Below are 21,912 nucleotides of genomic sequence, written 5' to 3'. Positions count from 1 at the left end.
GGGGCGGGCCGGACGCAGGCCCGGACCTGGACGCAGGCCCGGTCCTAGGTCCGGCTGCCGGTCTAGGGCGAACGGAGGATCCGGTCCCGGTTCCGGAGGCCGATCCGCCGCCCCGCCCGGCGGCGCGATCGTTGGGCCATGAACGTAGCACCGGACACCACCCCCGCCCCCGTCGCTTCCCCCGTCGCGCTGGTGACGGGCGCCTCCCGGGGCCTCGGACTGGCCCTCGCGCACGCCCTCGCCGCCCAGGGCTGGCAGCTGGTGATCACCGCCCGCGGCGAGGCCCAACTCGCCGAGGCCGAGAGGGCCATGGCCGCCGTCACCAAGGTCGTCGCCCTCCCGGGCTCGATCGTCGACGACGACCACCGGGCCCGCCTGGCCGAGGCCGCCGAAGGCCTCGGCGGCGCGAGCCTGCTGGTCAACAACGCCGGTTCGCTCAACGGAGCCACCGGCCCCGGGGCCGAACCGCTGCCCCGGCTGGCCGACTTCCCGCTGCCGGACCTCCTGGAGCTCTTCGAGGTCAACGCCCTCGCCCCGATCGCCCTCACCCAGCTCGTCCTGCCCCAACTGCGCGCCCACTCGGGTGCCGTCCTCAACATCAGCTCGGACGCCGCCGTGGAGCCCTACCTCGGCTGGGGCGGCTACGGCGCCAGCAAGGCCGCGCTCGACCTGGCCACCGCCGTACTCGCCCGGGAGGAGCCGGAGTTGAGGGTCTGGGCGGTCGACCCGGGCAGTATGCGCACCAGGATGCTGCAGGAGGCCAGCCCCGGCGAGGACATCTCCGGCGAGCCGCTGCCCGCGCAGGTCGCGCCCGTTCTGCTCGGCCTGCTGCGCGACCGCACCCCCTCCGGTCGCTACCGCGCCGAGGACCTGGCGGCGGTCCCGACCGTCGACCGGGCTTCGGCTGCCGACCCGGCAACGGCCGCCGACCCGGCGCCGGTGGCCGACCCGTTGCCGGTGGCCGACCGGGGTGGCCGATGACGACCCTGACCGAGCTGGGTCTCGACGTCACCGTCCCGCCCGAACTCTCCGCCCGCGCACCGGCGGAGGCGCGCGGCGGCACCCGCGACGGCGTACGGATGCTGGTCGGCCGCCGTATCACCGGCGCCGTGGAACACCGCGGCTTCACCGAGCTGCCCGAAGCGCTGCGCCCGGGGGACCTCCTGGTGGTCAACAACTCGGCCACCCTTCCGGCCGCCCTGCCGGGCCGGTTGCCCGACGGCAGCCCGGTCGCGTTGCACCTCTCCTCCGCGCAGCCGGACCAACAGGGCGCCTACCTGGTCGAGTTGCGTCGGCAGGTGCCGGGCGCGGCTGCCGCCTACTACCCGCCGCAGGAGTCCCCGGCCCGGCCGGGCCTGCGCGTCGCCCTGCCGGCCGGTGGCGCGGCCGAGCTGGTGCAGCCCTTCACCGGCCGGCTCTGGTACGCCGAACTCACCCTGCCCACGGCCCTGTTGCCGTATCTGCGGCGGCACGGGCGGGCGATCCGGTACGGCTACGTGGACCGCGACTGGCCGATCGAGGCCTATCAGACGGTCTTCGCGAGCGTGCCGGGCAGCAGTGAAATGCCCAGCGCGGCACGCCCGTTCACACCGGCGGTGGTGGCCCGGCTGGCCGGTCGGGGCGTCCTCGTCGCTCCCGTCACCCTGCACACCGGGGTGGCCTCGCCGGAGGCGCACGAGGCCCCGTACGCCGAGCGCTTCCACGTCCCCGCCACCACTGCCCGGCTGGTCGGCCACGTCCGGGCCGGGGGCGGACGGGTGATCGCCGTCGGGACCACCGTCGTCCGCGCCCTGGAGTCGGCCGTCGGGCCGGACGGCACGCTCCAGGAGGCCGACGGCTGGACGGAGTTGGTGATCACCCCGGAGCGCGGGGTGCGCGCGGTGGACGGGCTGCTCACCGGCTGGCACGAGCCGCGCGCCTCCCATCTGCTGATGCTGGCCGCCGTCGCGGGCCGCCCGCTGCTGGCGGCCTGCTACCGGGCGGCCGTCCAACAGCGGTACCTGTGGCACGAGTTCGGCGACGTCAACCTGCTGCTGCCGGACTGAGCGGACCAGCCGGTGGCCGGGTGGCCAGGTGGCCGGGTGGGCGGCGAGGCCGCCGCCGGAATCGGCCGGCCCCGCCCAGCCGTTCACCAGGGCGGGCGGTCCACCGCCACGGTGGCGCTGTGGTCGCCGTCCGCGGCGGCGAGCACGGCACCGGCCCGGCGGAAGGCCGTTCGGGCCGGTCAGGCAGTTCAGGCCGTTCCGGCCAGCAGGGTCTGGGCCACGTGGTGGGTGTCCAGGTACTCGCGGACGGCGGTGATCAGGCCGTTCTCCACGGTGAACACGCCCAGGCAGTGGTTCTCGTACGCGGCGCCGTTGGCGGCCTTGCCGACGGTGGTCCACTCGGCCACCGCCTGCGGGCCGTCGGCGATGACGTGGGTGAGGGTGAGGGTCGGCAGGCCGTCGGCGGCGAAGAGGGTGCCGACCTGGCCGAGGAAGTCGCCGAAGATCTCCTGCTTGCCGCGCCAGGTGCGGGAGAGTTCGAGGCTGCCCGGGTAGGTCCAGGTGGCGTCCTCGGCGAACAGGGCGATGGCGGCGTCCCGTTCGCCCGCGGCGAGGCGGGTGACGTACTCGGTGACGACGGTGCGGGCGTCGGTCTGCTGCATGGTGGACTCCTCCGGTCCGTCCGGTCGGGACTTTCCCGCCGTGGCACCAGCAAAGCCCAGCGGCCGTACCGCCGACCAACAACCCCCGGACCGCGCCGACAACGATCGGTTGTTCATGCAGTCGGATACCCAGGGGGCAGCTCCAACTCGAACCAGACCACCTTGCCGTCGGCGGTCCGGCGGCTGCCCCAGCGGTGCGCCAGTTCGTTGACCAGATGGATACCGCGGCCGCCCTCGTCCTCGTTGCGGGCTCGGCGGATCCGGGGCGTCTCGCTCTCCCGGTCGGCGACCTCCACGGTGAGCACCCGGTCGCAGAACAGCCGCAGCTGGGTGGGGGATCCGGCGTGCACCAGGGCGTTGGTGATCAGCTCGCTGGTGAGCAGCTCGGCCCAGTCGATGAGCGCGGTCAGGCCCCAGGCGGTGAGCGTCTCGCGGGTGAACCGGCGCGAGTGCGCGACCATCGCGTGGTCGCCGGTGAGCGGCAGGGAGGCGATCCGGTCGGCGCCCTCCGGGCGGACCTGCGCCATGATGACGGCGATGTCGTCCTCGGAGTTGCGCCCGGTGAGCCGGGTCAGCACCGCGTCGCAGGTCTGCTCCAGCGAGCGGCTCCGGTCGGCGACCGTACGGCAGAGCAGTCGCAGGCCCTCGTCGAGGTCGCGGCCCCGGCGCTCGACCAGGCCGTCGGTGTAGAGGGTCAGGATGGCCTGCTCGGGAAGGGTGAACTCGACGCCCTCGAACGGGACGCCGCCCACGCCCAGCGGCGCGCCGGGCGGCAGGTCGACGAGACGGGCGTTGCCCTCGGTGTCGGCGACCACGGGCGGCAGGTGGCCGGCGCAGGCCGCGGTGCAGCTGCGGTCGGCCGGGTCGTAGACCACGCAGACGCAGGTGGCGAACTGCCCCTCGCCGAGCGCCGCGGTGGCCTCGTCCAGCCGGTGCAGCACCCGCACGGGGTTGAGCTCCAGGGTGATCAATGTCCGTGCCACGGTACGGAGTTGTCCCATGGTGGCGGCGGCCCGGATGCCGTGGCCCATCACGTCGCCGACGATCAGCGCGACCCGTCCGGAGGAGAGCGGCACCACGTCGAACCAGTCGCCGCCGACCTCGCTGACCACGCTGCTGGGCAGGTAGCGGTAGGCGAGCTCCAGGCCGATGGTGCGGTGGATCTCCTGCGGGAGCAGGCTGCGTTGGAGAGTGAGCGCGGTGTCCCGCTCACGGCGGTAGAGCCGGGCGTTGTCGATCGCCAGCGCGGTGCGCGCGACCAGCTCCTCGGCCAGCGAACGGTCCGCCGGGCCGAACGGCACCGGGTTGTGGGTACGGACGAACTCCGCACCACCCAGCACGAGTCCGCGCGCCACCAGCGGCACCATCAGGTACGAGTGCACCCCGGCGGCCAGCCCCGGCTGCACCCGGTCGGGAGAGGCGACGATCCGCCGCAGGTCCTCCTCGGTCACCGCGGAGACCAGGATCGACCGCCGGGTGCGCAGGCTCTGCGCGTACACCTCGGCCGACTGCGAGGTCTCGCCCACCTGGTCGGCCGCCGCCGTCATGCTGCCGTCCGGCGCCGTCTCGCCGACCGCCACCGCCCGCATCAGTACCGACCCGTCCCTCGGCACCGGGCCGGGCTCCTCGCCGCCGAGCACCGCGTCGCGCAGGTCCACCGTGACGAAGTCGGCGAAGCGCGGGATCACCACGTCCACCAACTCCCGTGCGGTGCGGTGCAGATCGAGGGTGGTGCCGATGCGGTTGCTGGCCTCGTTCAGCAGACCCAGCCGCTGTTGGGCGGCCCAGGCCTCGTCCAGCGCCCGCTGCCGGGCGGCGGCCGCGTCGCGCTCGCGGGTGAACAGCAGCGCGTTGTCGATCGACACCGCCGCCCGCACCGCCAACTCGCCGGCCAGCGCGAGGTCCTCGTCGTCGTACGGGCGCTCCACGAGGGTCCGGTAGAAGCCCGCGACGCCGACCGGACTGCCGCGCGCGATCAGCGGCACGACCATGATCGACTGCACGTTCTGCTCCCGTACGGCGGCGGTGCGCACCGGGTCCTCGGCGAACCAGGCCATGCCGTCCTCGTCCATCCGGGGCACCAGCACCGGCTTGCGGTGCGCCAGGCTCCACGCGTACGGCGAACCGGGCAGGAAGCGGTGCACCCCGCCCAGCCGGTCGATCGGCTCCAGGGTCGAGCCACGCACCGAGTGGAACGCCATCCGCCGCAGCAGCGCCGAACCGTCCGCCGGGGGCCGTACCTCGCGCTCGCCCCGGACCAGCTCCTCCAGCACCTCCACCACCACGGTGTCGGCCAGCCGGGGCGTCGCCACCTCGGCCAACTCCTGCGCGGTGCGATCGAGATCGAGCGTGGTGCCGATCCGGGCCGACGCGGCGTTCACCAGCGCCAGCCGCTCCTGCGCGGCCTTCGCCTCGCGCAGCGCCTGCTGCCGGGCCAGCACCGTCTGGTGCTGGCGCAGGTACAGCCGGGCGTTGTCGATCGCGACCGCCGCGCGCGAGGCCAGCTCGTCACCGAGCGTGATGTCGGCCTCGGCGAAGGACTCCCGCTCGCCGCGCCGCGAGTACACCACCATGCCGAGCGTGGTGCCGCGCGCCACCAGCGGCGTGATCCGCACCGAACGCGGCCGGTCGCCGAGGAACGCCCGGCGGCGGCTCTCGCTGAGGCCGTCGGCCAGCGGCGACAGCTCCCAGGACGGCACCACCACCGTCCGCCCGGTGATCATCGCCCGGGCGTACGGGGAGTCCGGCGGCAGCTCGTACACCGAGTCCACCGGCAGGGCGTCGGTCGGGTACAGCGGGTCGGACGTCGCCAGCGCCAGACGGCGCACCAGCTGCGGGGCGTCAGGGGCGGGCGGCTCGACGTTGCGCCCGGCGATCAGCGCCTCCAGGGCGAACACGCCGCTGATGTCCGAGACCCTGGGCACCATCGCGTCGGCCAGCTCGCGGGCGGTCTGTCGCAGGTCCAGCGTGGTGCCGATCGAGGCGGTCGCGTCCACCAGCAGCGACAGCCGCTCCTGCGCCCGGGCGGCCCGGGCGTCCGCGCGGTAGCGCTCCGTGACGTCGATGATGGTCGCGCTCACCCCGAGCACCCGCCCGCCCTGGTCCGCCAGCCGGAAGTACGAGGCGGACCAGGCGCCGTCGCGCTGCGGATTCCCCGGCGTGCGGCCGTGCGAACGGAAGTCCACCACCGGCCGGCCGCTCGCCAGCACCTGCCGCATCACCGCCTCGGACTCCGTGGCGTTGAGCCCCGGCAGCACCTCGGTCAGCCGGTGGCCCAGGTGCGCCGCGGCGGCCAGGCCGTTGGCGCGGGCCAACGCCTCGTTCAGCCGGATGAAGCGGAGCTCGGTGTCGAACACGGCCATGCCCACCGGGGACTGGGTGAAGAAACCGTCCAGCACGGCCAGATCCGCCTGGATCCGCCGCAGCGTCGTCACCTCGGAGGCCACCGCCAGCACCAGCGGCGCCCCGTCGGGCCCCTGAACCGGATGGGTGCGGAACTCCAGGTTCACCAGGTGCCCGTCCCGGTGCCGCACCGGGAACACCCCCGACCACTCCCGGCCCGCCAGGATCTCCCCGAACAGCTCCAGTACCTCGGGCCGCCGCTCGTCCGAAGTCAGCAGGTTGGCGGCCTTCACGCCGACGGCCTCGTCCGCGCGGTAACCGAGCAGTGCCTCCGCGTCGCCGCTCCAGTGCAGGATCCGGCCGTCGGCCGCGATCAGCGCCGTGGCGATCGGCACCATCAGCAGGGCGTCCTGCTGAGGATCCCCCCGGCGCTGTCCGTCGTCGTTCACCATGGCCAGAGAACCGCCCAACAACCCGGGAGCCCGTTCCCACCAGCCCTGCCATCCTCGCACGCAGCCCCCACGCCCCGCTCCCCGTGCCCCACCGCGCCCTCACGCCCCGGTACCCGGGCGCCACCCAGAGCCGCGCAAACCAGGGCGCACCCTCGCGATGGACACCCGCCACGCCCCGCCGGCACACCGGGCTCCCACCCCGCCACTCCCTGGCCACCACAAGTAGAGGAAAGCTGAGCCGACACCGCCGCCCCCGAGCAAACCGACGAGCAGGAAGTCGGCGGATCCGACTTCCAGCTCGTCGGTTTGCTGAAAGTGACGGGCGCAGGCTCACGCTGACGTTGGCCAGGACCCGGGCGGTTCTCCGTGTTGCGCGGGCTTCAGCCCGCACAGGAAATCGGCAGGTTCGCCTTCCTGTGTCGATTTACCGGAAGCGCAAGGTGCACGCCCGCTCGGATTCTCGGCCTCGCGCCGACGTTGGCCCGGAGCTGTCGCTCGTGCGTGTCGGCGCCGCGCTGGGAAAGGGGCCGTGTGGGGTTCCGTATTGCGCGGGCCCTCGCCATGAGTAGGAAGTCGGCGGGTTCGACTTCCTGCGTTGACCGGGGCGCGCGGGATTGCGAGACAGGAAGTTGCAGCCACCCGATTTGTGCCGACGCGGGTGTTGTCGACGCGCATGGGAAGGCGGGGGTTCGACTTCCTGTGCCGATCTTGGGCTGTGTGCGGTGTCCGGCTGGCGATGCTGCCGACATGCTGTGGGCAGTCCGGTGGATCCTCGTCGGGCCTCTCGCTGACCGGGGCGTTGCGCTTGCGGAGCTGCGGGCGGCTTGAGTGGAAGTCGGCGGGTTCGACTTCCTGTGTCGGGCCCCGGGTGGGCGAGGGGCCGTGTGGGCTTCCGTGTTGCGTGGGGTTCGTCGTGCGCAGGAAGTCGGCAGGGTCGATATCCGGTGTCGACCGGGGCGCGCGGATATTGCGGAAGAGGGAAGCTCAGCCGCCCGATTTGGTGCCCGCACGGTGTTGTCGGCACCTCGGGCGGGACACGGGGGCCCTGGTCTGCGCAGGAAGTCGGCGGGGGCGACTTCCTGCGTTTGTTTTGGACCGGCGCCTCGGGCGCCATGAGGAAGAGGTGCAGCCACCCGATCTTGTGTCCGTGCAGGCGTTGGCGGTCGGTTGTCGTGTGTGGGAAGTCGGCGGGTTCGACTTCCTGTATTGGCGCGGAGGTGTGTGGCGTTCCGTGTTGCGCGGGGTGCCACGCGCAGGAAGTCGACGCGGGCGACTTTTGCGTGTGAGCCGGGTGCGGGCCGCGTTTCGTCAGTGTGGCCCCCGGGGTGGGAGGGGGTGCCGCGCGCAGGAAGTCGACGCGGGCGACTTCCTGCGCGGGGTTATCGGGTGGTGGCGTGTTCGGGGATGGGGGGTGTGGGCTGGGGGCGGGGTTCGGGGGTGCGGGTGGTGAGGGTCAGGGCGGCGCCGAGGAGGCAGAGGGCGGCGGCGACCAGGACGGCGCGGTCGGTGCCGGCGGCCAGGGCGCGGGCGGCGGCTTCGGGGCCGGAGGTGGTGGGGCGGGCGGAGCCGGCGACGGCGACCGTGACGGCCACGCCCAGGGCCGAGCCGATGTAGCGGGAGGTGTTGTTGGCGCCGGAGCCCATGGCGGTCCGGTGGGCGGGGACGCTGCTGACCGCGAGCCGGGCGAGGGCCGCGTTGAGGACCCCGCTGCCGATGCCGGCGACCGCCAGGCCGGGGGCGAGCCGGAGCCAGCCGGAGGTGGGGGTGAGTCCGTAGAGTCCGCCCTCACCGAGTCCGCAGATCAGTAGGCCGAGGGCCACCTGGGCAGTGGCCGAGACATGGGAGGCCAGCCGTCGGGCCTGGAGGGCGGAGAGCACGGACAGGCCCGACCAGATGGCCAGTACTCCGCCCGCGGCCAGAGCGGAGAGGCCGAGCACGCCCTGGAGCAGGGTGGGCAGGTAGCTCATGAAGCCGACCAGCGAGAGCCCGGTGAACAGGGCGCCGCCGGTCGCGGCGATGAACCCGGGGTTGCCGAACAGGGCGAGGTCGAGCATCGGTTCGCGCACCTTCGCCTCGACCAGGGCGAAGGCCGCGAGCAGCAGCACCCCGCCCGCCAGCAGGGCGACCACCACGGGCCGTCCCCAGCCGCTGCGGCCCTCGGCGAGACCGGCGATGAGCAGGGAGGTGCCGGTGGTGAGGGTCAGGACCCCGTACGGGTCGAGTGCGCGGGGCCGTTCGGCCCGGGACTCGGTGAGCCAGGCTGCGGCGCAGGCGGCCACGGCGGCCGAGACGACGGCGAGCCCGCCGCTGACCGCGCGCCAGCCGGCCCACTGCTGGACGAGTGCGCCGTAGACCGGTCCGACCGCGATGCCGAGGCCGACGGCCGCGCCCCAGATGCCGAGGGCCCGGATGCGGCCGGGTCCGGCGGGGTGGGCGTGGCTGATCAGGCCGAGCGCGGGAGCCAGGACGGCGGCCGAGGCGATGCCGAGCAGGACCCGGGCGGCCAGGTAGACGGCTCCGCCGGGGGCGAGAGCGCCGAGCGCCTCGGCGGCGGCGAACAGCAGCACGCCGAAGGTGAAGACCCGTTTGCGGCCGTGGTCGTCGGCGGAGCTGCCGGCCGTGAGGAGGAGTGCCGAGATGCCGACCAGGGTGCCGGTGAGGATCCAGGTGCGGCCGGAGGCGCCGAGGTGGGCGGCCTGGGCGGTGGCGGCGAGCGAGGCGGTGGGGGCGGTGTAGGCGACGGTGGTCAGGGCGGTCGCGGCCGCCGTGACGGCCAGGGTGGCGGCGGGCCGGACGGGCCCGGTGGTGAGGGCGGAGCCGGGTGGTGCGGGGGACATGGTGTTCCCTCCGAGGACTGGGCAATAGGTCTGTTCAATGAACCGTCTCGGCAGCACGCTACCACCGCTAGTCTGTTCATTGAACCCACCTCGGGGGTGGACTACGCTGGCCCGCATGGCGCTGGGAACCGATTACGAACTGCAGGAGTGCGCACTGGCCCGCGCCCTGGAGGTGGTCGGCGAGCGCTGGAGCCTGCTGATCGTCCGCGACGCGTTCTACGGCGTGCAGCGCTTCAACGACTTCCTCGCCCACCTCGGCATCCCGCGCGCCGTCCTCACCGCCCGCCTCAACGCGCTGGTCGCGGCCGGGGTGCTGCGCAAGGAGCCCTACCAGCAGGCGCCGCTGCGCCACGGCTACCTGCTCACCGAGATCGGTCTCGAACTCTGGGGACCGCTCTACCAGTTGAGCCGCTGGGGTGGCCGGCACGCCACCGACGGCGGCCCGCACCACCTGTTCGCGCACGCCCGTTGCGGCACCGACCTGGACCTCATCGGCGCCTGTCCCGAATGCGGCGGCGGGCCCGTCCCCCCGGCCGAGGTCGTCATGCGCCCCAACCCCGCCCGTACCGGCGGCCACCGCGACGACCCGGTCTCCCGAGCCCTGGTCCGTTCCCACCCGCTGCTCGAACCGATCGCCTCGGCGGCGGCGTAGCGGGCACCGCGGGGGCGGGCACACCGACGAGGCCGCCGGCAGATTGCCGACGGCCTCGCGGGTGCAGCGGGTCAGGAGTGGAACCGGACCTCCGGGTCGGCGGCGGTCGGCCCGTCGAACAGCGGCTGGTCGATGTCCTTCAGCTGGAGGTCGAAGAAGGCGCCGACGTACTGCCGGGTGAGCTCGGCGGCGCGCCGGCCCGACATGGTGGTGCCCGGGCTCTGGGGCACGCCGAGCGCGTCGTAGAACAGCGGGAAGTCGGTGAAGCTGTCGTGGTCGGAGCCGTCGAGGGTCAGCCAGCGCTTCCAGCCGTCGAGTCGGGGCCAGCTCGTGGTCCAGCTGCCGTCCTCCCTGCCGTCGGGCAACGAGTGGCCCATCATCAGGTACGGCTTGTCGCCGACGCCGGACTCGGGCACCAGGTAGTCCATGGTGCCGTCCAGATCCGCTCCGGCCCTGATCCGGTCGTCGGTCAGCAGCGCGGGGACGGTGGCCGCGCCGCCGGCCGAGTGCCCGGCCATGCCGATCCGGTCGCGGTCGATCATGCGGGCGTAGCGCCAGGCCGGCTGGGGGTGCTGGGTGATCTGGTCGATGACGAAGGAGACGTCCTTGGCTCGGCTTTCCTCCAGGGCCTTCCAGGCCTCCTGGGTCCTGAGCCGGCCGCACATCACGCAGGGCAGCGTCTGCCCGTCCGGGAAGGTGGTCCCGGTGTTCTCGTAGGTGTGGTCGACCAGCGCGACCACGTACCCCCGGCTGCCCAGGTCCTCGGCGAGACCGCTGAGCGAGGCGCGCGGCATGGTGAAGCCGGGGGACAGGACCACCAGCGGGTAGTGGCCACCCTGCGGGCGGGCGTTCGTGCGGGACCAGGTCCGGGTGTCGGTCACCAGCTCGGTCGGGATGGTGTTGCCCGGGAGCTCGTGGTCCAGCAGCATCCGGGCGGCCGGGGCGGTCATGTACGGGGCCGGGCTGCCGGTTCCGGCGTGGGCGGGGTAGTACATCGTGACCATCAGCTGACGCGGACCGGCGGAGGGGACCCACGGGTCCGGACGGTTCCGGTCGACCAGGTGCAGGACCTCCTGCCCGACCGCGTCCGGCCCGGTCGGGCGCAGGAGTTCGACGACGTGGAGCGCGCTCGGGGCGGTGGCGGACGCACCAGCGGTGGCGGCGGGCGGGGTGGCGGGCGCGGCCAGGGCCGGTGAGGCCACGGCGACGGACAGGGGCAGCGCGAGCAGCAGTGTTGCGGCCGCCGCAGTGGTGCGACGTCGGCTCGGGTGTCGGGTCATGCGTCTGACGGTAGGTCGCAGCAAGGGAACTGACGTCAGCTCAGCGGCGTACTGTTCCCCTGCGGGACTGGCCCCCGGCGGCCCCTAGGGGGTGGACGCGGTCAGCGGATCGCCTCCAGGACCGTGGCGTTGGTCGGGCCGCCCGCCTCGCACACGGTCTGCAGCGAAACCGTCCGCGAACCGGCCTCGAAGTCGTCCATCGCCTCCCGCGGGAGCGACCGTTTGGCCGCGATCAGCGCGGCACTCACGCCGTGCGGGACGAGCCCGCAGGCCACCACCACATCGCCCGCCCCAAGCGGCTCCGGCAACGGCGACGGCGATCGCGACGGCAGCCGCAGCGGCCGGGCCCCGTCAGCGCCCCGCCGCGCCGAACCCGATCTGCAGCCTCCGCAGCAGCGCGGTGCCCGCCGGGTCGACCGACCGCCGGGTGTTGGCCAGCACCACCACCCCCACCTGCTGCTCCGGGTCGAAGGCGACGAAGGAACTGGACCCGCCCGTCCCCCCGTTGTGCCACAGCTGGAGGTGCCTGCCCTGCTGGGCGTGCAGCCGGTGGCCGAGCCAGCCGAGGTGCGCCCAGGCGAACGGATTGACCCGGTGCCTGGTCTCCCGGGTGAACAGGATCGCGGGCGCCAGCGGCGCGTCGGGCTCGCGCTCGGCGGCCAACTGCGCCCGCAGGAGCAGCGTGAGGTCGGCCGCGGTCGAGCGCAGCCCGCCCATGCCGGGAAGCGCGGCCAGGTCCCAGGAGGGCACCGGCCGCCCGCCCGGCGCGTGGCCGTGCGCCAGGCGTTCGGACCGTTCCGCGCCGGGCCGCAGGCAGGTGTCGGCCAGCCCCAGCGGCGCGCAGACCTCGCGCGTCACCAGCTCCTCGTACCCCTGGCCGGCCCGGTGGGCGAGGGCCATTCCGAGCAGCCCGGCGCCGAGGTTGGAGTAGCGGAAGCTGCGCCCGGGCGCGGAGTGCAGTCGGGTCCGGGCGAGGCCGGAGAGTATTCGCTCGGCGGTGCAATGGGCGTAGGGATCGGGCCGGTTGGGCTGGAGGAGTGCGCGTACCGCCATGCCCCGGGGCAGCCGGGGGAGCCCCGAGGTGTGGGTGGCGAGGTGCCGGAGCGTGATCGGCTGCCCGCCTCGGACCGGGACGGCCGCCCGGCCGGGGAGCGCCTCGGCGAGCGGCTCGTCGAGCCGCACCGCCCCGTCGAGCGCCAGCCGGGCGAGCACGAGCGAGGTGAACACCTTGGTGACGGAGCCGATGTCGAAGAGCGTGCGCGCTCCGGGCGCTCCGCCGCCGGGCCCCGTGCGCCCGGCGCCGCGGATCTCCACCGCGTCACCGGCCAGCCCGGCGACCACCACGCCGACGTGCCGGCCCGCGAGCCGGTCGGCGGTCTGCTCCACGAGGCGGGCGAGTTCGTTCATGCGCCTGAGCCTAGGGGGCCGCGACCTGCGAGGTCGTCCGCCCCGAAAATGATTTCGATCGCTCCGGATGCTCCCACGGGTGTACACCGCGCTCCGCCCGGTCGCGCCCCACGAAGTACGGACCCCTCCCTCCGGAGAAGTAGCACGGCAGCAACGGCGGGCCCGCCGGCAGACGGGCCCGCCGACCCGCCGTCAGCAGCTCAGGTTGCCCCCGGGCACCGTGCCCAGGATCTGCACGAACCCCTGGTACAGGCTGATCCGGTGCTGCATCTGCGCGGTGTTGTTGCCGTTGCACTCCAGCGCGCCGTTGATGCTGCGGATCGTCTCACCGAAGCCCCGCCCGTTGACCATCGCGTCGTGCGCGGTCATGGTGCCGGGGCCGTTCTGGGTGTTCCAGTACCAGAGGCCGGTCTTCCAGGCCACCGCCGGATCGGTCTGCACCAGGTCCGGGTGGTTCAGCAGATCCAGGCCGAGTGCGTCGCCCGCCGCCTTGTAGTTGAAGTTCCAGCTGAGCTGGATCGGTCCGCGCCCGTAGTACGCGGCCTGCCCGGCCGGGCACCCGTACGGCTGCGAAGTGTCGCAGTAGTGTGGGTAGTTGGAGGTGTTCTGCTCGACCACGTAGACCAGACCGCCGGTCTCGTGGCTGACGTTGGCGAGGAAGGCCGCGGCCTCCTGCCGGCGTACGGTGTCACTGCCGGTGGCGGCGAAGCCGGGGTACGCGGCGGTCGCGTCCAGCAGTCCCTGGTACGTGTAGAAGGGGTTCCGGTTCGGGAACATCCGGTCGAACTGCGCCTGGCTGACCGGGAATCCGCCCGGGTCGGACGTCGGCGTCGGTGTGGGCGTCGGGCCGGGACCGGTGGGTCCGCCGCAGGGGCCCTGGTCGGCCCAGACCCCGGAGCCGCCGGTGCTCGGCGGCTCGTTCTGGGTCCACCACCTGGCCGTCCAGTTGTGCCCCTCGTACGAGACGGCGGCGCCGCCCGTGTACACGGCGGCGGGGCTCCACGCGGTGCCGCAGGCGGCGGCGTCGGCGGAGGCCGGGAGGAGCACCGCGAGCGCGAGCGCCGTGACCACGGTGGACAGCAGCGCGAGCAGGCGTTTGGTTGACACGTCATCACCCCTTGTGCGGTGGGGGCCGCACGTCGTCGAGACAGGGACCTGGTCGGGCGGGGGAGCCGGGCACCGTACGGGGGCACGTCGCGGGGGACGGCCGACCGGGGCGCGGGCCGGTACGGGGCCGGCACCGACTCAACCGGAGTGGTCTATACCTGTCAAGAGGTCAGGCGGAAGCCGTTTCCGAAGGGATGTGTGTCCGGGGGCGGAGGACAGCTTTCCGGGGGGGGGCCTACGCCTCCCCGAGCGCCGCCCGCAGCCGGGCCGCGATCTCCGCCGCGCCCGCCTCGTCCGGGTACTTCCCCCGTGGCCAGAAGAACCCGCGCAGCCCGTCCTTCGGATTGCGCGGCACCACGTGCACGTGCAGGTGCGGCACCGACTGGCTGATCCGGTTGTTCGCCGCCACGAAGCTCCCCGCCGCGCCCAGCCCCCGCTCGACCGCCGCCGCCACCCGCTGCACCCGCAGGAAGAACGGTCCGACCTCCTCGGCGGGCAGGTCCGCCAGGGTTCGGTGGTGGGCACGCGGCACGACGAGCACATGGCCGGGGAAGAGCGGCCGGCGGTCCAGGAAGGCCACCGCCGTCCCGTCGTCGAGCACCCGGTGCGCGGGCTCCTCACCCGCCACCACCGCACAGAACACGCAGTCCATCCGTCCATTCAAACCACCGGCGGAGTTCCCGGCACCCCGCGGACCCGGGCCCGCGCACACCGTCACCCGGTCGGCCGCCCGAGCCGGGACGTGCCCGCTGGCGCGCCCCGAACTGCGGGCCCCCGCCGCGGCCCACCCGAACCGCCGCCGCCCTGCCCTGCCCGGCGGCCGGCCCACCCGGACCGGCGGCCGGGCAGCCCGGCGGCAGCGGCGCGCACGCCGGTACAGAAGGGCCGGTACAGAATCGCCGGTACAGAATCGCCGGCGCAGGAGCACTGCGCTGCGCCCGAAGGCGCGGCCCTACTCGTACCGATACAGCAGCGCCTCCCGCTCCGTCTGCTCGATCATCTCGACGGTCAGCGAGTCGTCCCGCAGGTGCGACAGCGTGACCTCCGCCGAGGTCGGCTGGGCGTCCACGGCCAGCCAGTTCTCCGGCTTCCACGCCGAACCCCGCAGCAGCGACTTCGGGCAGTGCGCGTACACCTCCTCCACGGCCACCACGATCGCGCTGCGCGGCGGCTTGCCGACGGCGGTCAGCTGCCGCAGCAGCTCCGGGTCGGTGGAGACGCAGGCGCGGCCGTTGACCCGCAGCGTGGTGTCCCGCCCGGGTACGACGAAGAGCAGCCCGACCCGGCCGTTCTCCAGGATGTTGTGCAGGGTGTCCAACCGCTTGTTGCCGGTGGCGTCCGGAATGGCCAGGGTGTACTCGTCGAGCACCGAGACCAGCCCGGCCGGCCCGCCGCGCGGGGAGACGTCGCAGCGCCCGGCGGCGTCGGAGCTGGCGACGAACACCAGCGAGGAACAGGCGATGAGCCGCTGGGCGACCTCGTGGAGGCGGTCGACCTGCTTGCGGCGGGCGTGCTCGCCCGGCTGCTCGTAGACCTCGCGCAGCTGCGCCGGGTCGGTGAGGGCGTCCGCGCTGAGGGCGGCGAACAGGCCGTTCGGGGTGCCCGGAGCGGTGGTTGACGGTGCGATGGAGTCCGGCGTGAGGGTCATGCGGGGAATCTAGCCGAGGCCGTTCGCCGCACCGGCGGCCCGGGTTCGCGGTCCCGCCGCCACCCCGCGGGCGGACGCCGTCCCGCGCCCACGGCGCCCCCGCCCGCCCAGGACTCCACCACTCTCCGTGAAAGGGCCGCTCCACCCCTCCCCACCAGCGGTTTTCCGCTGATAATGGGGCCAGGGACTCCAGCCAGCCGGAGGTGGTGGCCGTGATCGTCAGAATCTGGGCCGGGCAGGTCACGGCCGATCGCATCGAGGAGTTCTGCACACACCTGGCCAGCCAGGTGCTGCCGCAGCTCGGGCGGACGGACGGTTGCCTCGGCGGTGAACTGCTGCGCTCGGTGGCCGAGGGCGGACTGCACCGGGTGCTCGTGGTCAGTCGCTGGCGCGACGAGGAGGCCCTGCGTGGGTACGCAGGGCCGATGTGGCGGATCCGGCCGGTCTGGTCGGAGGGCGAACTGCACTACCTCATGCACCCGCCGGAGGTCACCCACTTCATGCCGGTCACCGCACCCGCCGTCCTCTGAATCCGAACCGGTCGGTCCCTCACACCGAGAGCGGCACCGAGTGGATCTCGTCCGCCGGGTGCCCGGTCCGGTTGTGGACCCGCTGCACCGCTTCCTTGGACGGTGCTTCGGACAGGCAGTACACCGTGCCCGACTCCGGGTCGGCCCAGGCCTGCTCGAAGCGCACGCCCTCCTCGGCCTCGATCGCCGTGTCGGCCGCATGGGCCGCCTTGAGCTGCTCCGCCGTGATCCCGGTCATCCCGTGGTGGATGTCCATGAACTTCATCGCCGTCGCCTCCGCATCCGAAGCTTGCCCCACCACCAGCCTCGCCCTCCCCGCACCCCGGCGCCACCAGACACCGCCGCACCCACACCTGCACCCGCACCCGCACCCGCACCCCCGGCGCCGCCCACCCCCCACCCGCCCGCATTCCCCGCAAGACCGTGAAACAGGCCACAGCGGAACACTCTCCCTCGGCTTGCGTCCCGCGTGGCACAATGTCGTCAACAGCAGTGACGTTCAGCGCACTCCGGGGTCGGTGAAAATCCGAACCGGCGGTTACAGTCCGCGACCCGTCCGCAGCCAGCGGCCGGTTGACCAGGTGAAATTCCTGGACCGACGGTTAAAGTCCGGATGGGAGGCGTGCGCGGGCGGACGAAGAGCAGTACCCGTGGTCCATCGGCGTCCATCAGGAAATCGGACCGGGCCACGGTCAGGTGAACGGCGGGAGCAGTGTCTCCCGGGCCGGGTGAGAGATCTCCTGGCGGCTCCGGCACCCCCGGCGACGGGTCGTGCACGGGCCTGTGCGCCGGTGCCCGTCCGTGTCATCTCCCTCTGCCGCCCCGGAGTCCGCGCCCCAAGCGCGAGGAGACCCGGGTGTTCACCGGCATCATCGAAGAGCTCGGCGAGGTCGTGTCGATCGAGGAGATCGGCGACTCCTCCCGAATCCGCCTGCGCGGTCCGGTCGTTCGTGACGGTGCGCGCCACGGGGACTCCATCGCGGTCAACGGCGTCTGCCTGACCGTCGTCGACAGCGCCGAACAACTGGCTGCCGAGACCGGCGAGTTCAGCGCCGACGTGATGGCCGAAACGCTGCACCGTTCCAGCCTGGGCGAGCTGAAGCCCGGCTCCCCGGTCAACCTGGAGCGCGCGATGGCGCTCGGCGCCCGGCTCGGCGGCCACCTGGTCCAGGGCCACGTCGACGCCACCGGGCGGCTGTTGAGCCGCGAGCCCGGCGAGCGCGACGCGGACGGCAACCTGCGCTGGGAGGTGCTGCGCTTCTCGCTGCCGGAGTCCATCTCCCGCTACCTGGTGGAGAAGGGCTCGATCACGGTCGACGGCGTCAGCCTCACCGTGGTGGAGGCGGCCCGGGACAGCTTCACCGTCAGCCTCATCCCGGCGACCCTCGCGCTCACCACGCTCGGCACCAAGGCCCTCGGCGAGAGCGTCAACCTCGAAGTGGACGTGCTCGCCAAGTACGTGGAGCGGCTGCTCGAATCGCGCACCCTCCCGAACCTGCCCCACCCACAGCACCCGTACGACCCGAAGAACGCGGAGAACCCGCAGGACCTGCCGGGCACGGACCCGCAGGACCTGCCGGGCACGGACAGCACCACCACGACCACCACGGGGGAATCCAAGTGAGCTGGCTCAGCGGCGAGGCGTTCACCGTCCTCGGCGAACACGTGAAGTGGGCCGACATGATCGGCAACCTGCTCGGCTTCGGCGGCCTGGCGCTCGGCTGGCGCCGCTCGGTCTGGAGCTGGCCGGTCCAGCTCCTCTCCGGCGCCGTGCTGATCGCCGCCTACCTCGGTGGTCACGTCCCCGGCCTGATCGGCAAGCAGCTGATCGTCATCGTCACCGCCGCCTGGGGCTGGGCGCAGTGGCGCCGCGGCCGCCGCGACACGGGGACGATCGCCGTGCGGTTCGCCAGCTGGCCCGAGCGGGCCGCCCTGGTGGCCGGCACCGCGGTCGGCACGGTCGGTCTGGCGATGCTGTTCACCGCCTACCCCAGCCTGTCCTGGAGCCCCTGGTCGGACGCCTACATCTTCGTCGGCACGCTCGCCGCGATGGTCGCCCAGGCGCGCGGCTGGCTGGAGTTCTGGTTCGCCTGGATAGCGGTCGACGCGGTCGGCGTCCCGTTCGCCTTCAACAGCGGCTACACCTTCTCCGGTCTCACCTACTCCGTCTACTTCGTCCTGGTGCTGCTCGGCCTGCGCTCCTGGTGGCTGAGCACCCGTGAGCCGCGAGCCACCTCCGCCAACGTCCCGCAGGGAGCCACGGCATGACCGAGAACCAGACCCACCCCGGCACCACCGGCGACGAGCTCGTCCTCGACCCGGTCGAGCGGGCGATCGCCGACATCGCGCTCGGCCGCGCGGTCGTCGTGGTCGACGACGAGGACCGCGAGAACGAGGGCGACCTCGTCTTCGCCGCCTCCGCCGCGACGCCCGAGCTGATGGCCTTCACCATCCGCTACAGCTCCGGCGTGATCTGCGCCCCGATGACGGGCGCGGAGCTGGACCGGCTCAACCTGCCGCCGATGACCCAGGTCAACGAGGACCGCAAGGGCACCGCCTACACGGTGTCGGTGGACGCCCGCGAGGGCGTGGACACCGGCATCTCCGCCGCCGACCGCGCCCGCACCGTACGGCTGCTCTCCTCGCCCGGCACCGAGCCCGGCGACCTCACCCGCCCCGGGCACGTCTTCCCGCTGCGCGCCGTCGAGGGCGGCGTGCTGGTCCGCCCCGGGCACACCGAGGCCGCCGTGGACCTGGCCCGGCTCGCCGGGCTGGCACCGGCCGGGGCGATCGCCGAGGTGGTCAACGACGACGGCACCATGGCCCGGCTGCCCGAGCTGGTCGCCTTCGCCCGCGAGCACGGCCTGGCGATCATCTCCATCGAGGACCTGATCGCCTACCGCCGCCGCACCGAGCTGCACGTGGACCGGGCCGCCGTCACCGCCCTGCCCACCGCGCACGGCGAGTTCACCGCCGTCGGCTACCAGGGCACCATCGACGGCGTCGAGCACATCGCGCTGGTGGCCGGCGGCCTCGGGCCGGACGGGCGGCTGCCGGACGGCGAGGACGTCCTGGTGCGGGTCCACTCCGAGTGCCTGACGGGCGACGTCTTCGGCTCGCTGCGCTGCGACTGCGGCCCCCAGCTGGAGGCTTCGCTCCAGCGGATCGCCGGGGTCGGCCGCGGCGTGGTGCTCTACCTGCGCGGCCACGAGGGCCGGGGGATCGGCCTGGCGCACAAGCTGCGCGCGTACGAGCTCCAGGAGCAGGGCCGCGACACCGTCGACGCCAACCTGGACCTCGGCCTGCCCGCCGACGCCCGCGACTACAGCATCGCGGCGCAGATGCTGGCGGACCTCGGCGTGCGCTCGCTGACGCTGCTGACCAACAACCCGCAGAAGCTGACCGCGCTCACCGACCACGGCCTCAAGGTCAAGGGGCGCGAAGCGGTCGAGATCGAGCCGGGCGAGCACAACCTGCGCTACCTGCGCACCAAGCGCGACCGGATGGGCCACGACCTGCCCGGCCTCGGCTCCTGACGCACCCCGCCCTGCCGCTGCCCGCAGACGCGCCCCTCCGATCACCGACCACCGAACCGACAGACAGACAGAACGGAACACCGACATGAGCGGCCACGGAGCCCCCGAGCTGACCATCGACGGCGCCGCCGACCTCAAGGTCGCGGTCATCGCCGCCCAGTGGCACGACCAGGTGATGAACGGCCTGCTGGACGGCGCCCACCGCGCGCTCAAGGAGCTGGGCGTCGCCGAGCCGACCGTCCTGCGCGTGCCCGGCACCTTCGAACTGCCGGTCGCCGCCAAGCGCCTCGCCGATCGCGGCTACGACGCCGTCGTCGCCCTCGGCGTGGTGATCCGCGGCGGCACCCCGCACTTCGACTACGTCTGCCAGGCGGCCACCGCCGGCCTCACCCAGGTCAGCGTGGACACCGGCGTCCCGGTCGGCTTCGGCGTGCTGACCTGCGACAACGAGGAGCAGGCGCTCGACCGCGCCGGTCTGCCGGGCTCCGCCGAGGACAAGGGCCACGAGGCCGTCACCGCCGCCGTCGCCACCGCGGTGACTCTCCGCGACCTCCGCTGAGCGCCCCGGTGACCGGTCCCGGACCGTGGACGTCCAGCCGACCGTCCACGGTCCGGGACCGTTTACCGCCCGTCCGCCCGTACGCCGTATGGTGAGTCCCATCATGGCTTCGAAGACATTCGAGGAGCTCTTCGCCGAGCTCCAGCAGAAGGCCGCCACCGGCGACCCCTCGTCCTCCCGCACCGCCCAGCTCGTCCAGCAGGGCGTCCATTCGATCGGCAAGAAGGTCGTCGAGGAGGCCGCCGAGGTCTGGATGGCCGCCGAGTTCCAGTCGGACGAGCAGACGGCGGAGGAGATCTCGCAGCTCCTCTACCACCTTCAGGTGATGATGATCGCCCGCGGGCTGACGCTGGACGACGTCTACAAGTACCTCTAGAACACCCCGCACGCCCGAGCTCCCCGCAGACACCCCTCCCAACAGGTAAGGAAGCAACCTCCCATGCTGCGCATCGCCGTCCCCAACAAGGGTTCTCTCTCGGGTCCCGCGGCGGAGATGCTCCATGAGGCCGGCTACCGCCAGCGGAAGGACCCCAAGGAGCTGGTGCTCGTCGACCCGAACAACGAGGTCGAGTTCTTCTTCCTCCGCCCGCGCGACATCGCCGTCTACGTCGGCTCCGGCCGCCTCGACGTCGGCATCACCGGCCGCGACCTGCTGCTGGACTCGCACTCCAACGCGGAGGAGGTGCTCGCCCTCGGCTTCGCCGGGTCGACCTTCCGCTTCGCCCGCCCCGAGGGCGTGGACGTCAAGGACGTGACGGGCCTGGAGGGCCTGCGCATCGCGACCTCCTACACCGGCCTGGTCGAGCAGCACCTCGCCGACCACGGCGTGAAGGCGACCGTCACCAAGCTGGACGGGGCGGTCGAGACTGCCGTGCAGCTGGGCGTCGCCGACGTGATCGCCGACGTGGTGGAGACCGGCACCAGCCTGCGCAACGCCGGCCTGGAGGTCTTCGGCGAGCCGATCCTGATCTCGGACGCCGTGGTCATCCGCCCCAAGGGCGCCGGCGAGGACGCCCGGGTCGAGCAGTTCCTGCGCCGCCTGCAGGGCGTGCTGGTGGCCCGCCGCTACGTGCTGATGGACTACGACATCCGCGCCGAGAAGGTCAGCGCCGCCGTCGCGCTCACCCCCGGCCTGGAGTCGCCGACCGTCTCCCCGCTGCACACCGAGGGCTGGGTGGCCGTCCGCTCGATGGTGCTCCGCAAGGAGGCCCAGCAGATCATGGACGACCTGTGGGGCATCGGCGCCCGGGCGATCCTGGTCACCAACATCCACGCCTGCCGCCTCTGACCGGCTCGCACGAGCCGCGGACACGCGCTGTCCGCGGGACCTGCTCGCACGCTCGCGGGTAAAGAACGGTTCAATGGGCGGGGACGCCGACCGGCGTCCCCGCCCTCGTGCTGTCGCGAACCCCGGAGCCACCGGGCCCAGAACCACCACCGGAGACCCCACGTGTCCACGCCGCCCGTCGAGTTCCCCGTCACCTGGGCACCCCGCCGCACCCGCGTGGTGCTGCTGCCGGTCTGCGCCCTGCTGGTGGTGCTGTTCGTCGTGCTGGCGATGCTGCTCCCGGCGAGCTGGCAGCTCAACGACCGGATCATGATGGTCGCCAGCGGGCTGCTGTTCGCCGGCGTGGGCCTGATGCTGGCCCGCCCGCGGGTGAGCGCCGACGCGGAGGGCGTGACGGTGGTCAACTTCGTCCGCAGCCGCCGGCTGGCCTGGGCCGAGATCGTCCGGGTCAACTTCCGCCAGGGCGACCCGTGGGCCACCCTCGACCTCGCCGACGGCACCTCGCTCGCCGCGGTGGGCATCCAGTCCGGCGTCGGCAAGGCCCAGGCGATCGCGGACGCCCGCGCGCTGCGCGACCTGGTCGAGCACCACGCCCAGGTCTGACGGCGCGGGCCCACGCGGCCTGCG

21 protein-coding genes and 1 riboswitch are annotated in these 21,912 nt (G+C 73.3%); of the genes, 11 read left to right on the top strand and 10 right to left on the bottom strand.

The window, feature by feature from the left end:
• The first annotated feature begins 138 nt into the window (after positions 1–138).
• On the top strand, positions 139–981 hold the full coding sequence (locus ACZ6Z8_RS23545) for an SDR family NAD(P)-dependent oxidoreductase (protein ID WP_465612036.1): 843 nt from the start codon (positions 139–141) through the stop codon (positions 979–981).
• Positions 978–2,045, top strand: coding sequence for an S-adenosylmethionine:tRNA ribosyltransferase-isomerase (locus ACZ6Z8_RS23540; RefSeq protein ID WP_465612035.1), 1,068 nt, complete (start codon positions 978–980; stop codon positions 2,043–2,045). The genes ACZ6Z8_RS23545 and ACZ6Z8_RS23540 overlap by 4 nt, the downstream gene beginning before the upstream one ends.
• A gap of 188 nt (positions 2,046–2,233) precedes the next feature.
• Here the strand turns inward: ACZ6Z8_RS23540 and ACZ6Z8_RS23535 are convergent, their stop codons facing one another.
• The 3 genes from ACZ6Z8_RS23535 to ACZ6Z8_RS23525 all read right to left on the bottom strand — a co-directional run bounded on the left by ACZ6Z8_RS23535 (position 2,234) and on the right by ACZ6Z8_RS23525 (position 9,278).
• Positions 2,234–2,647, bottom strand: a complete 414-nt coding sequence (locus ACZ6Z8_RS23535) for a nuclear transport factor 2 family protein (protein WP_465612034.1) — start codon at positions 2,645–2,647, stop codon at positions 2,234–2,236.
• Between the two features lie 113 nt (positions 2,648–2,760).
• Positions 2,761–6,441 carry a SpoIIE family protein phosphatase gene (locus ACZ6Z8_RS23530; RefSeq protein ID WP_465612033.1) on the bottom strand — a complete coding sequence of 1,227 codons (3,681 nt, stop codon included), beginning with the start codon at positions 6,439–6,441 and terminating at the stop codon, positions 2,761–2,763.
• Positions 6,442–7,820: 1,379 nt separating this feature from the next.
• Positions 7,821–9,278: an MFS transporter gene (locus tag ACZ6Z8_RS23525; RefSeq protein WP_465612032.1), complete on the bottom strand. Its 1,458-nt coding sequence runs from the start codon at positions 9,276–9,278 to the stop codon at positions 7,821–7,823.
• A gap of 115 nt (positions 9,279–9,393) precedes the next feature.
• Between ACZ6Z8_RS23525 and ACZ6Z8_RS23520 the strand changes: the two genes are divergently transcribed.
• A complete protein-coding gene (locus tag ACZ6Z8_RS23520) occupies positions 9,394–9,930 on the top strand; it encodes a winged helix-turn-helix transcriptional regulator (protein WP_465612031.1) in 537 nt (178 codons plus the stop codon).
• Positions 9,931–10,001: 71 nt separating this feature from the next.
• Here ACZ6Z8_RS23520 and ACZ6Z8_RS23515 read toward each other — a convergent pair whose 3' ends face one another.
• The 6 genes from ACZ6Z8_RS23515 to ACZ6Z8_RS23490 all read right to left on the bottom strand — a co-directional run bounded on the left by ACZ6Z8_RS23515 (position 10,002) and on the right by ACZ6Z8_RS23490 (position 15,372).
• Positions 10,002–11,210: an alpha/beta hydrolase family protein gene (locus ACZ6Z8_RS23515; protein WP_465612030.1), complete on the bottom strand. Its 1,209-nt coding sequence runs from the start codon at positions 11,208–11,210 to the stop codon at positions 10,002–10,004.
• A 101-nt stretch (positions 11,211–11,311) separates the two neighbouring features.
• A complete protein-coding gene (locus tag ACZ6Z8_RS23510) occupies positions 11,312–11,518 on the bottom strand; it encodes a hypothetical protein (protein ID WP_465612029.1) in 207 nt (68 codons plus the stop codon).
• 43 nt (positions 11,519–11,561) lie between these two features.
• Positions 11,562–12,617 carry a serine hydrolase domain-containing protein gene (locus tag ACZ6Z8_RS23505; RefSeq protein WP_465612028.1) on the bottom strand — a complete coding sequence of 352 codons (1,056 nt, stop codon included), beginning with the start codon at positions 12,615–12,617 and terminating at the stop codon, positions 11,562–11,564.
• 192 nt (positions 12,618–12,809) lie between these two features.
• Positions 12,810–13,724, bottom strand: a complete 915-nt coding sequence (locus ACZ6Z8_RS23500; RefSeq protein WP_465612027.1) for a glycoside hydrolase family 19 protein — start codon at positions 13,722–13,724, stop codon at positions 12,810–12,812.
• Positions 13,725–13,959: 235 nt separating this feature from the next.
• Positions 13,960–14,376, bottom strand: a complete 417-nt coding sequence (locus ACZ6Z8_RS23495; protein WP_465612026.1) for an HIT family protein — start codon at positions 14,374–14,376, stop codon at positions 13,960–13,962.
• A gap of 300 nt (positions 14,377–14,676) precedes the next feature.
• Positions 14,677–15,372 carry an MSMEG_1061 family FMN-dependent PPOX-type flavoprotein gene (locus ACZ6Z8_RS23490; RefSeq protein ID WP_465612025.1) on the bottom strand — a complete coding sequence of 232 codons (696 nt, stop codon included), beginning with the start codon at positions 15,370–15,372 and terminating at the stop codon, positions 14,677–14,679.
• 212 nt (positions 15,373–15,584) lie between these two features.
• Here ACZ6Z8_RS23490 and ACZ6Z8_RS23485 point away from each other — a divergent pair, with 212 nt between their 5' ends.
• On the top strand, positions 15,585–15,902 hold the full coding sequence (locus tag ACZ6Z8_RS23485) for an antibiotic biosynthesis monooxygenase family protein (RefSeq protein ID WP_465612024.1): 318 nt from the start codon (positions 15,585–15,587) through the stop codon (positions 15,900–15,902).
• Positions 15,903–15,921: 19 nt separating this feature from the next.
• Here ACZ6Z8_RS23485 and ACZ6Z8_RS23480 read toward each other — a convergent pair whose 3' ends face one another.
• Entirely contained in the window at positions 15,922–16,167 is a 246-nt protein-coding gene (locus tag ACZ6Z8_RS23480) for an SCO4226 family nickel-binding protein (protein WP_465612023.1), read from the bottom strand.
• A 236-nt stretch (positions 16,168–16,403) separates the two neighbouring features.
• A riboswitch (FMN riboswitch) is annotated at positions 16,404–16,531 on the top strand.
• A 227-nt stretch (positions 16,532–16,758) separates the two neighbouring features.
• On the opposite strand from ACZ6Z8_RS23480, the gene ACZ6Z8_RS23475 reads away from it, so the two are divergent.
• The 7 genes from ACZ6Z8_RS23475 (at position 16,759) to ACZ6Z8_RS23445 (ending at position 21,888) form a co-directional block, all read left to right on the top strand.
• Positions 16,759–17,526 carry a riboflavin synthase gene (locus tag ACZ6Z8_RS23475; protein ID WP_465612022.1) on the top strand — a complete coding sequence of 256 codons (768 nt, stop codon included), beginning with the start codon at positions 16,759–16,761 and terminating at the stop codon, positions 17,524–17,526.
• Positions 17,523–18,170, top strand: coding sequence for a nicotinamide mononucleotide transporter family protein (locus ACZ6Z8_RS23470; RefSeq protein ID WP_465612021.1), 648 nt, complete (start codon positions 17,523–17,525; stop codon positions 18,168–18,170). The genes ACZ6Z8_RS23475 and ACZ6Z8_RS23470 overlap by 4 nt, the downstream gene beginning before the upstream one ends.
• On the top strand, positions 18,167–19,438 hold the full coding sequence (locus ACZ6Z8_RS23465) for a bifunctional 3,4-dihydroxy-2-butanone-4-phosphate synthase/GTP cyclohydrolase II (RefSeq protein WP_465612020.1): 1,272 nt from the start codon (positions 18,167–18,169) through the stop codon (positions 19,436–19,438). Before ACZ6Z8_RS23470 ends, ACZ6Z8_RS23465 begins: the two co-directional genes overlap by 4 nt.
• A gap of 85 nt (positions 19,439–19,523) precedes the next feature.
• Positions 19,524–19,997, top strand: coding sequence for a 6,7-dimethyl-8-ribityllumazine synthase (gene ribH / locus ACZ6Z8_RS23460; protein WP_402816734.1), 474 nt, complete (start codon positions 19,524–19,526; stop codon positions 19,995–19,997).
• Positions 19,998–20,100: 103 nt separating this feature from the next.
• The gene (locus ACZ6Z8_RS23455; protein WP_030279806.1) at positions 20,101–20,373 is read left to right on the top strand and encodes a phosphoribosyl-ATP diphosphatase; all 273 of its coding nucleotides are present in this window, start codon (positions 20,101–20,103) and stop codon (positions 20,371–20,373) included.
• 63 nt (positions 20,374–20,436) lie between these two features.
• The gene (hisG, locus tag ACZ6Z8_RS23450; RefSeq protein WP_402816736.1) at positions 20,437–21,285 is read left to right on the top strand and encodes an ATP phosphoribosyltransferase; all 849 of its coding nucleotides are present in this window, start codon (positions 20,437–20,439) and stop codon (positions 21,283–21,285) included.
• A gap of 162 nt (positions 21,286–21,447) precedes the next feature.
• On the top strand, positions 21,448–21,888 hold the full coding sequence (locus ACZ6Z8_RS23445) for a PH domain-containing protein (protein WP_465612019.1): 441 nt from the start codon (positions 21,448–21,450) through the stop codon (positions 21,886–21,888).
• Positions 21,889–21,912 lie beyond the last annotated feature (24 nt).

This window comes from Kitasatospora sp. NPDC101108 (assembly GCF_055584725.1).
The sequence above is the reverse complement of the archived record's forward strand: the minus strand, read 5'-3'. Positions and strand labels throughout refer to the sequence as shown.

Coding starts and splice junctions, on each gene's coding strand:
- ACZ6Z8_RS23455 (WP_030279806.1), top strand. CDS start 20,101: ATGGCTTCGAAGACATTCGAGGAGCTCTTCGCCGAGCTCCAGCAGAAG.
- ACZ6Z8_RS23540 (WP_465612035.1), top strand. CDS start 978: ATGACGACCCTGACCGAGCTGGGTCTCGACGTCACCGTCCCGCCCGAA.
- ACZ6Z8_RS23520 (WP_465612031.1), top strand. CDS start 9,394: ATGGCGCTGGGAACCGATTACGAACTGCAGGAGTGCGCACTGGCCCGC.
- ribH (WP_402816734.1), top strand. CDS start 19,524: ATGAGCGGCCACGGAGCCCCCGAGCTGACCATCGACGGCGCCGCCGAC.
- ACZ6Z8_RS23515 (WP_465612030.1), bottom strand. CDS start 11,210: ATGACCCGACACCCGAGCCGACGTCGCACCACTGCGGCGGCCGCAACA.
- ACZ6Z8_RS23495 (WP_465612026.1), bottom strand. CDS start 14,376: ATGGACTGCGTGTTCTGTGCGGTGGTGGCGGGTGAGGAGCCCGCGCAC.
- ACZ6Z8_RS23480 (WP_465612023.1), bottom strand. CDS start 16,167: ATGAAGTTCATGGACATCCACCACGGGATGACCGGGATCACGGCGGAG.
- ACZ6Z8_RS23545 (WP_465612036.1), top strand. CDS start 139: ATGAACGTAGCACCGGACACCACCCCCGCCCCCGTCGCTTCCCCCGTC.
- ACZ6Z8_RS23490 (WP_465612025.1), bottom strand. CDS start 15,372: ATGACCCTCACGCCGGACTCCATCGCACCGTCAACCACCGCTCCGGGC.
- hisG (WP_402816736.1), top strand. CDS start 20,437: ATGCTGCGCATCGCCGTCCCCAACAAGGGTTCTCTCTCGGGTCCCGCG.
- ACZ6Z8_RS23530 (WP_465612033.1), bottom strand. CDS start 6,441: ATGGTGAACGACGACGGACAGCGCCGGGGGGATCCTCAGCAGGACGCC.
- ACZ6Z8_RS23535 (WP_465612034.1), bottom strand. CDS start 2,647: ATGCAGCAGACCGACGCCCGCACCGTCGTCACCGAGTACGTCACCCGC.
- ACZ6Z8_RS23465 (WP_465612020.1), top strand. CDS start 18,167: ATGACCGAGAACCAGACCCACCCCGGCACCACCGGCGACGAGCTCGTC.
- ACZ6Z8_RS23505 (WP_465612028.1), bottom strand. CDS start 12,617: ATGAACGAACTCGCCCGCCTCGTGGAGCAGACCGCCGACCGGCTCGCG.
- ACZ6Z8_RS23525 (WP_465612032.1), bottom strand. CDS start 9,278: ATGTCCCCCGCACCACCCGGCTCCGCCCTCACCACCGGGCCCGTCCGG.